This is a genomic window from Flavobacterium sp. T50_26, from assembly GCF_057652995.1.
This window is the reverse complement of sequence record NZ_JBYFCC010000009.1, coordinates 54,346-68,193: the sequence shown is the minus strand read 5'-3', so window position 1 is coordinate 68,193 and position 13,848 is coordinate 54,346. Positions and strand designations below refer to the sequence as shown.

Here is a 13,848-nt window from a genome sequence, read left to right as displayed (position 1 = left end):
AAAATCAAAATTTTTGAAAAACGCAGTCATTATATCTTTTTTGTTGTTCTTTTTGGTGGGATGTAAATCCACCTCCTCCAGCATTGTTACCAGTAAGAGTGAAGCCGAGAAAAAAGGTATTTACACTGCTCCAAAACATTCGAAAGCTGTTGCAAAAAACACGCGAAAAACTACTGAAACTGCAAAAACTTCAAAAAAATCCAGAATTACAGAATCAGACGATGAAGATTTTGTTCCGGATGACGACAATACCTCCTATTTTGTAAAGCAGCTCATCAGTTCTGCAATGCAATACGAAGGTGTTCGCTATCGTGGTGGCGGAACTACAACGGCCGGAATGGATTGCTCCGGTTTGGTAAGCACTGTTTTTAAAACGTATGATATTTCACTACCAAGAAGTTCCATTGACATGTCTAAAGTGGGTCAAAAATTGAAGCTAAAAGACGTTAAAAAAGGCGATTTGGTCTTTTTTAAAACCAGCAGTCGCGGCGTTATTAATCATGTTGGATTAGTTACCGAAGTACGTGACGATGAAATTTTGTTTATTCATTCTTCTGTTCAACGAGGTGTGATTATTTCTTCTACCAAAGAAGCCTATTATCAAAGAACTTTTGCCCAAGCAAATCGGGTTTTATCTGAAGAACATTTTTAGTTCTAAAATTTTACCGTAAATTTTCTTACTAATTAAATTTTTTATTACTTTCGTTTCCATGAAAGTGATAAAATTTCCTACTATTGTTATTACTATCTGTTTGATTTTAGGAATTTTAGTTTCTAATGAAATCAAACCGGATGTGTATTTGGCATTGCTAATTGTTTTAGTTGCATTAGTTCCGTTTTTGATTTTATACTTTTTTCTTAGAACAAATTTGAAATTTCGATTAAGTTTCGGAATCTCATCTTATGTCTTAGCTTTTACAATTGGAATTTTTCTTTTTGCATTGCACTATCCTAAAAATCAAGCTTCTCATTATTCAAATTCTAATTATATTTCTTCTGAAAAGTGTCTGGTTAAGGGTGTGATTTCAGAAAAGCTAAAACCCAATCAATTTTCATTTAAGTATTTTATGGAAGTTGAATCCGTCAATAAAAAAGAAACAAAAGGAAAACTTTTAATTATTTTGAATAAGAAAGATGCGGAAAAAGAATTTGAAATTGGTGATGAAATTTTAGCCAATTCAGTACTGAAACCCATCATCAGACCGCACAATCCGTATCAATTTGACTATGCTGCTTATTTGGAAAAGAAAGATGTTTTTGATCAATTATATCTAGAAAATCAGAATTATAAAGTAATTGCCAAACAGGAAAACCTGAATTTTTTATTAGAAAGAACAAGAAACAAAGTCGTTGCTTTTTTTGAAAATGAAAACATTCCAACCGAAAGAATAAACATCATCAAAGCTTTGTTTTTAGGACAACGACAAAACATTGAACAAGAAACGTTAGATAATTATTCTAAATCTGGAGCCATTCATATCTTAGCTATTTCGGGTTTACATATTGGAATCTTACTTTATTTTTTTAAAGCATTATTAAAACCAGTCGAACGAATTAGGCATGGAAGAATTATTACGCCAATTCTTTTAATTGTCATATTGTGGACTTTTGCAATGCTTTCAGGTTTATCGGCTTCAGTTGTGAGAGCTGTAACAATGTTCACGTTTGTGAGTATCGGCATGTATATGAACCGAGAGACGAATATTTACAACACATTAGGTTCGTCAATTCTAATTTTGCTGCTATTTAAACCCAATTTTATTTTTGATGTTGGTTTTCAATTGAGTTATTGTGCGGTTTTTTCTATCGTAACTATTCAACCTTTACTGAGTAAATTATGGACTCCTAAAAATAAAATTGTTGGGTATTTTTATGATATTCTAACCGTTTCATTTGCTGCTCAAATTGGAGTATTGCCGTTAAGCATTTATTATTTTCATCAATTTCCTGGTTTGTTTTTTGTTACCAATTTGGTTATCATTCCATTGCTAACGTTAATATTGATGACAGGAATGGTAAGTATTCTTCTATCTGCCATTGGGATTTATTTTTCGCTTTTGGTTGAATTTCTTTCAGGATTAATAGGATTTATGAATGGCTATGTGAGTTTAGTTTCCTCTTTTGAACAATTTATTATAAAAGATATTCCGTTTAATTATTACATCTTACTAAGTTCACTTTTGGCAATTATTTGTATCATTCTTTATATCAAAAAACCAACTTCAAAAGGAATTATTTTGGCGTTGATGACTGTTTTTATTTTTCAAATTTCAATTATTGTTTCGATGGAATTTCATAAAAATCAAAACGAATTTATCATTTTTCAATATCCAAAAAAGACCATTCTGGCGAGTAAGGAAAATAATGAGATTATATTGCATAGTAACGATTCTTTGATAAACTCAAATTATGTGATTAAAAATTATATCCAAAACAATTTTGGTAAAATTGACAGTGTTTCAACCCTTCAAAATGTATATTGGATTAATAAAACGAAGATTTTAGTTATTGATGAAAAAGGCATTTATAAACTTCCTTATAAACCGGAAATCGTTTTGCTAACACAATCTCCAAAAATTAATTTTGAGCGATTGCTTATAGAACTAGACCCTAAAATAATTATTGCAGACGGTAGTAATTACAAAACGTTAATTGAATATTGGGAGAAAACCTGTCAGAAAAAAAATATCCCTTTTCACTCTACCAGCGAAAAGGGATATTATCGAATTAGTTTAGACTAATTATTATTTTACTAAAAACTGATTGGCAACTTCAATCCACTTTGTTGGTCCGCCAGCTACATAACCTGTTTTTCCTAACTGTTGAAGATTGATTTGCTCTCCGATTTTTTGAGGCGAAACTAACCAAATTGTGGGATATCCTGAAACTTGAAAAATTTGCTGCATTTGAGCATTTTGTTGAGCCAATGCCGGTTCTAATTTTGTTTTACGAGGATAATCCAATTCTACCAACACAACATTATTAGCCCATTCTTTAAATTCTGGTTTAAAGAAAACTTCTTTTTGTAGTTTGATACACCATCCGCACCAATCGCTTCCTGTGAAAAACAAAAGCATTGGTTTATTGGTTTTAGATGATATTTCTATGGCTTTATTCACATCTGTATGCCAAGTTAATTCTTGTGCTGAAACAGTGTTTACTGCACAAAGAAAAAGTAAAAATAAAATCGCCTTTTTCATTATTTAACTTCTTTTAGTTCTGCTAATAATTGATCTGCTTGATAATAACCTACAATTACTTTGGCAATTTCACCTTTTTTATCCATAACATACATTGAAGGATATCCTTCAACTTTTAGAAATCCGGTAAATTCATGCATACTGTTTCTTCCTTTTCTATTAGCATCATAGCCCGGATTGGCATATTTTTTACCTTTGTAATTTACTTCGTTATTGCCTTCTCCGTTAAATTTTACAGCATAATAATTAGCATTGATGTAGTCTGCAAATTCTTTGGTTTGAAACGTATTTTTATCCAACATTTTACATGGCCCACACCAATCGGTGTATACATCCATAAAAATTGGTTTTGGATTTTTCTTTTGTAAAGCCATTGCTTCATCAAATGACATCCATTTAATTTCTTGTGCTTGTACGAAAGAAACCGTTATAAAAGCAATAAGCAAGAATACCTTTTTCATATTAAATTATTTTAAATTCTTTATTTTCAAAAATGATGCCGAAAATTATCGAACACCGTGCATTAGTTTTTTGATGACCGGCCCCATTGCTATAGAAAAAGCTGCTAAAATGAAGGAAATAATTGCTAACATCCAAAAGAAATAGCTAATTCCTTTTTCATTTGCAATTGCTTCAACTTCTTCACCAAACATACCAGCCCCTTTCATACCAATTGCTACGGCAAGATACCAAACTCCGAACATAAAAGCAATCATTCTGGCAGGAACTAATTTACTCACATAGGATAATCCAACAGGAGAGATACATAATTCACCCATCGTATGAAACAAAAATACTAAAATTAACCAAATCATACTAACTGAGGCAGTTTGTGCTCCGGGTGCAATTCCATCTGCTCCAAAAGCAACGGCAACCATTCCTAATCCGAGTAAAATCATCCCTAATCCGTATTTTACATTCGCACTTGGATTATATTTACTTTCCCAAATTTTAGAAAATAAAGGTGCTAATGTAATAATGAATAATGAATTTAGTGTTGAAAACCATGTTGCCGGCACTTCAGTAAGTGGAATGGTTGTTTTTTCGATTTTTAAAAATTCTAACGTACTATCGGAAAGAGTTAAATAACCCGCGGTGTAATAATCTTTCACTAACATCCAAATAGCAATAATCCAAACAATTACAAAACTTATACTGAGAACAATGTTTGCCACAGAATACTTTGCAAACGTTTTCTTGAACAAAAGATACATTACCCAATTAATTATTAATAAAGGAACTAACGTTAAAAGTGAATTTACCACCAAGAAAATAATACTTGAATTTCCTGTTAAGATTCTATTGGTATATTTTTCTGCAAAAACTGTCAAACTGTTAGGCGATTGTTCAAAAATTGCCCAGAAAAATATAGTGATAAATGCGAAGAAAGTTACAGCAATAAGTTTCTCACGCGTTGTTTTGGAATACTGTAGTAATCTGTAAACCAAAAGAATTATAAAAAGTACTAATGCAGTTAAAATGGCTATATTATTCCCGTTTTCACCTAAAAATCCAAATACATCAAATGATCCTCCTGATAATTTAGAAATTTTTGAAGCCGGAGCATTAATAATCCATAATAATCCCAATAAAGTTGATGCTGCGATGATACCCATTTGCCAATTGGAAAACGGAACTCTGATATCAGTATCATTAACATCAACTACAATTTGATCTTTTTTAACCGGTTTTAAACCAATATTTCCAAAAATATCTTGAGACAACCAAAATTGAACTAAACCTAAAAACATAAATATTCCGGCTAATCCAAATCCGTAACCCCATCCTACTTTTTCGCCTAAATAACCACACAATAAAATACCAAAAAAGGCTCCGGCATTTACTCCCATATAAAAAATGGTGTACGCTCCATCTTTTTTCTCCGGTCTGTCTTTGTACATCTCAGATACGATTGAAGTCATATTAGGCTTAAAAAATCCATTACCAAAAACCAATAAAACCAAACCTAAATAAATTGTAAACTGTGTTTCAAAAGCCATTGCAAAGTGACCTAAAGTCATTAATAGTGCTCCAACAACTACAGCCCATCTGTAACCAATAATTTTATCAGCAAAATAACCTCCAAGCATGGTAGATAAATATACCAAACCAACGTAAGAACCGAAAAGCGAAGAGGCAGTCGCTTGATCCCAACCCCATCCACCATCAGTGAGTGAAGCCATAAAAAATAATACGAGTAACGAACGCATTCCATAGAATGAAAAACGTTCCCACATTTCGGTAAAAAACAATACAAAAAGTCCAGCGGGATGACCAAGAACTGTGCTTTTGAAAAATTGATCGGTTGAGTTTGTTTCCATAATTTTTATTTAATTCCGTGCATTAATTTTTTAACAAGTGGTGAAAGCAACAATAATATTCCTCCAAAGATTAATCCTACCCAGAATAATTTTGAGAATAAATCGGTGTAACTAGTTAAAGCAACTGTAATATCTGTAACTTCTCCTCCTTTTGTATCAATTTTGGCTAAATTGGCTAAAACAGCAGCTATGAATTCTGAACTGGCTGTAGCTAAAAACCAAACTCCCATCATAAAGCCTACTATTTTTTGAGGAGCTAATTTTGTAACTGACGAAAGACCTACCGGCGATAAACAAAGTTCTCCCATTGTATGAAGAAAATAAGCTAACACTAACCAAATCATAGCAATTTTAGCTCCATCTGCGGTTACATTTGCACCAATAACTAACATTCCAAATCCTAATCCTACCAATATAATAGCAAAGGCAAATTTCACAGTTGTATTTGGATTATATTTACCTAGTTTCACCCATAAATTAGCAACTATTGGAGCAAAAATAATAATAAATAATGCATTTAAACTTAAAAACCACGGTCCGGGAATTGTCCATCCAAATAGTTCACGATCTAACACACGGTCTGCATATAAATTCATAGAAGTATAGGCTTGTTCAAACAAAGCCCAAAATACCACTGAGAAAATAATCAAAACTGTCAAAGCCAACAATCGCTCACGAATAATTTTTTCTTCTTTAATGCTGTAAAAAATAATCATTAATAAAGCAATTGCTCCAGTTATCCTCAACATCCAATCTACTACAGTATGACGCTGTACCATTTGAGCGATGATAAACAAACTGGCAATTGATAAAATGTAAATCAACCATTCAACTGAAATTCCGGCAAAAACTTTCTTCTTTAAAATTTCAGGATTCTTAGGCTCAGCTTTGCCCATTAAATATTTTTGCCCATAAATAAACGTTATTAAACCTATAATCATTCCTATTCCGGCAGCTCCAAAACCATATCCCCAGCCATAATTTTCCCCTAACCATCCACATAACAAAGTCGCAACAAACGAACCCAAATTAATTCCCATATAAAAAATAGTAAAACCGGAATCTCTTCGAATATCTTCTTTTTCATAAAGTGCTCCTACTATTGAAGAAATGTTGGCTTTTAAAAATCCAACTCCTAAAATGATTAACGAAAGTGAAAAGAAAAAGGCTTGCAAGGCAAACTTATCTTGAACTACTTCACCATTTTCAGCTAAAAAGGCTTGATGGCCTTCATAAGCTAAACCAATATGTCCGAGTACTAGTAAAACTCCACCGAAAATTACTGCTTTTCTAAATCCTAAATATTTATCGGCTAAATAACCTCCCACAACGGGAAGAGCATAAACCATTGCGGCATATCCTCCAACAATAAAATTTCCAGCTTCATCTGAAAATAAATGATATTTTACTAGATAATAAATTAGTAAAGCTTTCATTCCATAAAAGGAAAATCGTTCCCACATTTCAGTAAGGAAAAGGATGAAAAGTCCAAATGGATGTCCGAATAATTCTTTTTTGTCCAGCGAAGTATCGTTTGTCATAAGTTTGGTTATAAGTTAGCTTTAAGGTAATTAGTCATTTTAGTATATAATTGTAAACGTATTTTTCCGCCGTAAATACCGTGGTTTGTATCGGGATAAATAGCTTGGTCAAATTGTTTGTTGGCCAATTGCAAGGCACGAATCATTCGAGTTGCATTTTGAAAATGTACGTTATCATCGGCTGTTCCGTGAATGATAAGGTAATTTCCTTTTAATTTATCTACGTGATTGATAGGCGAATTATCATCATAACCACTTGCGTTTTCCTGTGGAGTTTGCATATATCTTTCGGTGTAAATCGAATCATAAAAACGCCAATTGGTTACCGGAGCAACAGCAATGGCGGTTTTAAAAACGTCGTTTCCTTTTAAGATACAGTTGCTGGACATAAATCCGCCATAACTCCATCCCCAAATTCCGATTCGGGTTTTATCGATGTAAGGGTAATTTCCTAATACTTTTGCCGCATCAATTTGATCTTCTACTTCGTATTTTCCTAATTCTTTTTGAGTCACCTTTTTGAAAGCAGCTCCTTTGAATCCGGTTCCTCTTCCATCCACACAAGCTACCAAATAGCCTTCTTGGGCTAATAGCATGTGCCAATAATCATTCGCTCCCAACCATTGATTGGCTACTTGTTGTGAACCCGGTCCGCTGTATTGAAATAATAATAATGGGTATTTTTTGGAAGCATCAAAATCTTTCGGTTTGATGATGTAAGCATTCAATTTATGACCTTTTTCTGTAGTTAATTCGAAAAATTCTTTGGTGGGAAGATTGTAACTTTCTAATTTGGAAGCTAATTCTTTATTATCAACGATGGATTGAACTAGCTTTCCGTCTTTGGAATTGTGTAATGTGTAGGAAGTTGGTTCAGTTGAACTCGAGAAAGAATTGATAAAATATTGAAAATTTGGACTGAAAGTTGCCTTGTTAGTTCCGGTTTTGTTGGTTAATCGAACTTTACTTTTTCCATCCAATTTGATTTTATAAACATCACGATTGATAGAACCATTTTCAACCGATTGATAATACACTTGTCCATTTTTCTCATCAAAACCATAATAGGAAGTCACTTCCCAATTTCCTTTAGTGATTTGATTGCGAAGTTTTCCGTTTTTGTCGTAATGATAAATATGATTAAATCCATCTTTTTCGGAAGTCCAAATAAAACTATTGTCTTTCAAAAAGGTCAAATTATCGGTTACATCAACATAAGCTGCGTCTTTTTCATTCAAAACTACTTTTGTCGTTCCGGTTTTAGCATCCACAAAAAGTAAATCTAAATTATTTTGATGACGGTTTAACACTTGAATACTCAACGCATTTGCATCATTTGTCCATTTCATTCGAGCAATATAAAAATCATTATATTGACTCAAATTGATGTTTTTGGTTTGATTTGAAGCTATTTCATACGTATGCAAAGAAACCAACGCATTTTTTTCTCCTGCTTTTGGGTATTTAAAAACTTCTTGCGAAGGATATAATTCTTTCCCAAACACATCCATTGAAAATTCCGGCACATCGGTTTCATCAAATTTGATGTAAGCTAAATGTGTGCTTGAACTATTCCAATCAAAAGCTCTTACGAAAGCAAATTCTTCTTCATAAACCCAATCGGTAATTCCGTTAATGATGTGATTTTTCTTTCCGTCTGTCGTAATTTGAGTATGTTTATCAGAACCTAAATCATACACATATAAATTATTTTCAAAACCGTATGCGATCTTTTTTCCATCAGGAGAAAACGTTGGTTCTTGAATTTTATAATCGGCTACTTTTTGCAATTTCTTCGATGATAAGTCATAAATATAAAAATCGGCAACGGAAGAATGTCGGTAAATTTGTTCCGAATTCAATGCAATCAGCAATTGCGTTTCAGTTGAATTGAATGTGTAACTATCAATGGATTTTAATTCGGTATGATTTTTCGTATCAATGAGCGTGCTCACTTTCTTCAACGTAGCAAAATCGTACAAATCGATTTGAAAAGTATTGGAATTTCTGTCAAAATTTAAAACCGTATATTGATTGGTGTTTTTGAGAGCTTGCAAAGCATCCATTCCTTTTGTTCGGAAAGTTCCTGAGGACCAGATGTCTTCTAAGGTGATTTTTTGCTGACCTATCGCGGTCGCGGACACAAGAAGTAAGAAACAAACGAGTTTTGACAATTGATTCATTTTTGATGCATTAAAAAAAGATTCAATTTTAGTGAAAAATTCGGAATAAATCGTGTTTTTTTCTGTTAAATAGCAATTTTTGGAATTTTGAATGGTTTGGAATTAAAAGAATCTTATTATCATTTTGAAAAACCGCTCTAAAATTTTTTCTTCATTATCTTTGCACCACAATAAGCAACAAAAATGAACCACGAAATTTCCGGATTTTCTAAATTATCCAAAGCTGAAAAAATTGAATGGATTGCAAAGCAGTATTTTTCACAACCTGAAGAAGCCATTTCATTAGTCAAAAACTATTGGAATTCAGATGAAAAACTGCAACAATTGCACGACGAATTCATCGAAAATACGATTTCCAATTTTTATTTACCGTTGGGAATTGCACCGAATTTCAACATTAACGAAAAAAATTATACCGTTCCGATGGTGATTGAAGAAAGTTCAGTGGTGGCAGCAGCGGCTAAATCTGCAAAATTTTGGTCGAAACGTGGCGGATTTAAAACGACGGTTTTGAACACCGAAAAAATCGGACAAGTTCATTTTATTTATAAAGGAAATAAATCGAAATTAGTAGATTTTTTTAATCAAACGAAACCAAAATTCTATTCAGAAACGGAAAGCATCACTAAAAATATGCAAAAACGTGGTGGTGGAATTGTGGATATAATTTTGAATGACAAAACCGCTGATTTAGAAAATTACTATCAATTGCACGCTACTTTTGAAACCAAAGACAGTATGGGTGCGAATTTCATCAATTCTTGTTTGGAACAATTTGCTAAAACCTTGAAACAAGAAGCTCAATCTTTTAATTCTTTTTCGGAAGAAGAAAAAAACATTGAAGTGGTGATGAGTATTTTGTCAAATTATGTTACAAATTGTATTGTTCGTGCAGAAGTTTCTTGTCCAATTGAAGAATTAGCCGAAAAACAAATCGAAAACCCAAAAGAATTTGCCGAGAAGTTTGTGCGAGCCGTTCAAATTGCACAAATTGAACCTTATCGAGCAGTGACACATAATAAAGGAATTATGAACGGAATCGATGCCATAGTTTTAGCAACAGGAAATGATTTTAGAGCCGTGGAAGCCGGAGCACATGCGTATGCTTCTCGCGATGGAAAATACCGCAGTTTATCACACGCAACAATTGAAAACAGCATTTTTAAATTTTGGTTAGAAATTCCGTTAGCGTTAGGTACCGTTGGCGGATTAACTTCGTTACACCCTTTAGTGAAATTAAATTTAGAAATTTTAGAAAAACCATCGGCTCGCGAATTAATGCAAATTGTTGCTGCTGTTGGATTGGCTCAAAATTTTGCCGCATTGCGATCATTGACCACTAAAGGAATTCAGGAAGGTCATATGAAAATGCACATCAACAATATTTTAAATCAATATCATGCTACGGCTGAAGAGAGAATAAAAGTAGCGGAGTATTTTAAAGACAATACGATTTCACACGCTTCTGTGGCGGGATTTTTGGAGGAAATTAGAAAATAAATCACCTTGAAACAAACTTTTTACAGCAACGGAAAATTACTCTTAACCGGAGAATATGTTGTACTAGACGGAGCTTTAGCTTTAGCTTTACCAACGAAATTTGGACAGAATTTAAGCGTTGAACCAATTCCATCAAAGCAAATTCTATGGAAAAGTTTTGATCAAGACGGAAGCACTTGGTTTGAAGATGAATTTACGTTTGACGAAATCATCAACAAACCTTTTGATGCTGAAAATTCAGTTCGAAATACGTTGTTGGAAATTTTGAACGAAGCTTTTCAAATGAATCCGGATTTTTTAGATAAAAATGGTTTTAACATCGAAACCAATTTGACTTTTCCAAAAAATTGGGGTTTGGGTACTTCTTCTACATTAATCAACAACATTGGGCAATGGTTACACATTGATGCTTTTGAATTGTTAAACCGAAGTTTTGGCGGAAGTGGTTATGATATCGCTTGTGCAAAAAGAGATTCGCCAATCGTTTATCAGTTAGTAAACAATCAACCGCAATTTAAGACAGTTGAATTTTATCCGGAATTTCGAAACAACTTGTATTTTGTTTATTTAAACAGAAAACAAAGTAGTAAATCGGCAATTGCCAATTACATCAACAATCAGCATAACATTGGAAAAACTATTGAAAAAATAAATAAGATTACAAATTCTGTCCTTTCCTCTTCCGATTTAAAGTCATTTGTTTATGATATGGAAAAACATGAAAGTATAATGAGCGAAGTTTTAGAAACCATCACTATCAAAGAAGCCTTTTTTTATGATTTTAAAGGTGTAATTAAGAGTTTAGGAGCTTGGGGCGGAGATTTTGTGCTTGTGGTTTCAAAAAATGATCCTAGTGGTTATTTTAAAGAACGTGGTTTTGAAACTATTCTTCGTTACGACGAAATGATTCTAAAATAAAAAAATCCCAACACTTCGAAAAGGTTGGGATTTTTCTATTAGTTCAGTTTGAATTAATAATTAAACTGGAATCTATTATCTTTAATTTTTGCTTTATCTTTTAATGCTCCAAAAACTCTACCTACTGCAGAAGCGTTTTGAGATTTTAAAGTATTTACTTGAGTTGTATAATCTTTGGTTGGCAAAGGCTCTGTTACTTTGGTAGTTTTTACCACAAACACACTTGCATTACCTTCAATTGGAGCAGAAATTTTATTAACTCCAGTTCCAAAAGCTGTTCCTACTACTTTAGGCTCATAACCTGCAGAAGCTACTGCCGGATTTTCTAATGTAATGTCTGTAGCGGTTTGCACTTGAACAGCATTTGCTTGAGCAATAGCATCTAATGAAGTTGCTTTCATTTTTGCCATGATTTTCTCAGCTTTCTTTTTGTTCTTTAAAATTGGTTCAACTTGAATTCTGGCATCTTCGATGGCTAACAAACCTTCTTCATTTACCTTTTTCAATTTAGCGATTAAGTGACCTACTTTAGGTAATTCAAAACGTTTAACATCATTCACATCAGTATCTTTTTCAAAAGCCCAACGAATAACTTGTCTTTGTGAGCCGTATTGACCTAACGTTTCATCTAACGCTTTCACACGTACAGATGGATTAACTGTTAATTTAGCCTCTTTTGCAGCCGCTTCAAATGATTTATCATTAGCCGCTAATTCAAATTTCACAGCGTTTGTATAAGCATTTTCAGAAGTTTTTTCTGAAGCTTCAATTTTTTGAGCAATAGTAGCTAAACGAATAGCATCTTGTTTGTCTGTTACTTTGATGATGTGGTAACCAAATTCAGTTTCTACTAATCCAACTTTTCCAATTGGGTTGTTGAAAACGAAATCATTAAAAGCTGGAACCATTTGACCAGGACCGAAGAAATCTAAATCTCCACCTCTTTGAGCAGAACCTTGATCTTCTGATGCTGTAAATGCCTGCATTGTGAATGCTTCAGGATTTGCAGTAACTTCTGCCAAAATTCCTTCTGCTTTCGCTTTTGCTTCTTCTTTGGTTCTGTCTTCTTTTGGTTGAGCTTTTGAACCCGTGAAACTAATTAAGATATGACTTGCTCTTGCTTTTGCTCCTGCTTTTCTTCCCATAGAACGGCTCAAAGCAAAATATTCTCCATATTGATATGGACCATACACTTGACCATCTGCTAAATTGAAAATAGCTTCTGCATGTTCTGCTGGTAAATCAGTTTTTCCGATATAGGTTGAATCATAAGGAAATTGAGAATTTTCGTTTACAAATTTAATTGCATCTGTTGTTGCAGAAAAACTTGGAATAGTATCATTTGCATCTTTTTCCTTGTTATAAACTACACGTGGAGATAAAAGTGAATTTAATTTATTTTTAATTTCGTTTTTATCGCTTTCAGATGGTTCATCTTTAATAACTATGAATTCAATTTCACGTGTTTCATCTGATTTATATTTTTTCTCATTCTTTTTCATGTAATCTATAATTTCTGCATCAGAAACTTTTACATCGCTATCTTTTATAGAAGAATAAGGAACGGCAACAAAATCGAATGTAACTTTTTTGTTTTCTAAATTATATTTGAATTTGGCGTCATTTTGAGTTGTAAAAAACCCAGATTTAACCAAACTGCTATACAATTGATATTTTGCATTAATATTTGCGTTTTCTTCTACATTTTCAAAATAGTCAACTTCTTGAGGATTTGAACTTGATTTGATATATTCTCTATACTTATTGATATCAAATTGTTTTAATTCATTTTGAAAAGCAGGATTTTGACCAAAATTAGGATCTGATTTCAATGTTTCGATTAAATGATTTTCACCAATTCTGATTCCTAATTTTTCAAGTTCTTCCGATAATAAAGCAAGGTTAATTTCTTGATTCCAAACTTGATTAACAGCTTGTATGTTAGACATTCCTTGACCAGATTTTTCTACATTTCCAACTTTCATTCTAAACTCTTCAAACGGAATATCTTTTCCATTAATGCTTCCTACATTGTTTGAAGTTTGGCTAAAACCGCCACTTTGAATTACATCTGCTAATACAAAAGAGAATAATGCTAATGCAATAATCACTATAAGAATAAATGAACGTTGTCTAATTTTTCCTAAAATCGCCATTTCTATTTGTGTTTAATTTTATTTCAGTT

At 32.8% G+C, this 13,848-nt stretch carries 10 protein-coding genes; 4 read left to right on the top strand and 6 right to left on the bottom strand.

Going from position 1 to position 13,848, the window contains the following annotated elements; all coding sequences use genetic code 11:
- Window positions 1–13: 13 nt before the first annotated feature.
- Window positions 14–652 carry a C40 family peptidase gene (locus tag AC23MC_RS06990; RefSeq protein ID WP_487567687.1) on the top strand — a complete coding sequence of 213 codons (639 nt, stop codon included), beginning with the start codon at window positions 14–16 and terminating at the stop codon, window positions 650–652.
- 58 nt (window positions 653–710) lie between these two features.
- Window positions 711–2,741: a ComEC/Rec2 family competence protein gene (locus AC23MC_RS06985; protein WP_487567686.1), complete on the top strand. Its 2,031-nt coding sequence runs from the start codon at window positions 711–713 to the stop codon at window positions 2,739–2,741.
- A 3-nt stretch (window positions 2,742–2,744) separates the two neighbouring features.
- Here AC23MC_RS06985 and AC23MC_RS06980 read toward each other — a convergent pair whose 3' ends face one another.
- The 5 genes from AC23MC_RS06980 to AC23MC_RS06960 are packed head-to-tail and all read right to left on the bottom strand — an operon-like array spanning window position 2,745 to window position 9,245.
- Entirely contained in the window at window positions 2,745–3,200 is a 456-nt protein-coding gene (locus tag AC23MC_RS06980; protein WP_487567685.1) for a thioredoxin family protein, read from the bottom strand.
- A complete protein-coding gene (locus AC23MC_RS06975; RefSeq protein ID WP_487567684.1) occupies window positions 3,200–3,661 on the bottom strand; it encodes a thioredoxin family protein in 462 nt (153 codons plus the stop codon). Before AC23MC_RS06975 ends, AC23MC_RS06980 begins: the two co-directional genes overlap by 1 nt.
- Window positions 3,662–3,706: 45 nt before the next feature.
- A complete protein-coding gene (locus AC23MC_RS06970; protein ID WP_487567683.1) occupies window positions 3,707–5,521 on the bottom strand; it encodes a peptide MFS transporter in 1,815 nt (604 codons plus the stop codon).
- Window positions 5,522–5,526: 5 nt separating this feature from the next.
- Entirely contained in the window at window positions 5,527–7,062 is a 1,536-nt protein-coding gene (locus AC23MC_RS06965; RefSeq protein ID WP_487567682.1) for a peptide MFS transporter, read from the bottom strand.
- A gap of 8 nt (window positions 7,063–7,070) precedes the next feature.
- Window positions 7,071–9,245, bottom strand: a complete 2,175-nt coding sequence (locus AC23MC_RS06960) for a S9 family peptidase (RefSeq protein ID WP_487567681.1) — start codon at window positions 9,243–9,245, stop codon at window positions 7,071–7,073.
- A 183-nt stretch (window positions 9,246–9,428) separates the two neighbouring features.
- Here AC23MC_RS06960 and AC23MC_RS06955 point away from each other — a divergent pair, with 183 nt between their 5' ends.
- Both AC23MC_RS06955 and AC23MC_RS06950 read left to right on the top strand, forming a co-directional pair.
- Entirely contained in the window at window positions 9,429–10,745 is a 1,317-nt protein-coding gene (locus AC23MC_RS06955) for a hydroxymethylglutaryl-CoA reductase, degradative (RefSeq protein WP_487567680.1), read from the top strand.
- Window positions 10,746–10,751: 6 nt separating this feature from the next.
- A complete protein-coding gene (locus AC23MC_RS06950) occupies window positions 10,752–11,663 on the top strand; it encodes a GYDIA family GHMP kinase (protein WP_487567679.1) in 912 nt (303 codons plus the stop codon).
- A gap of 53 nt (window positions 11,664–11,716) precedes the next feature.
- Here the strand turns inward: AC23MC_RS06950 and AC23MC_RS06945 are convergent, their stop codons facing one another.
- Window positions 11,717–13,819: a peptidylprolyl isomerase gene (locus AC23MC_RS06945; protein ID WP_487567678.1), complete on the bottom strand. Its 2,103-nt coding sequence runs from the start codon at window positions 13,817–13,819 to the stop codon at window positions 11,717–11,719.
- Window positions 13,820–13,848: the final 29 nt, after the last annotated feature.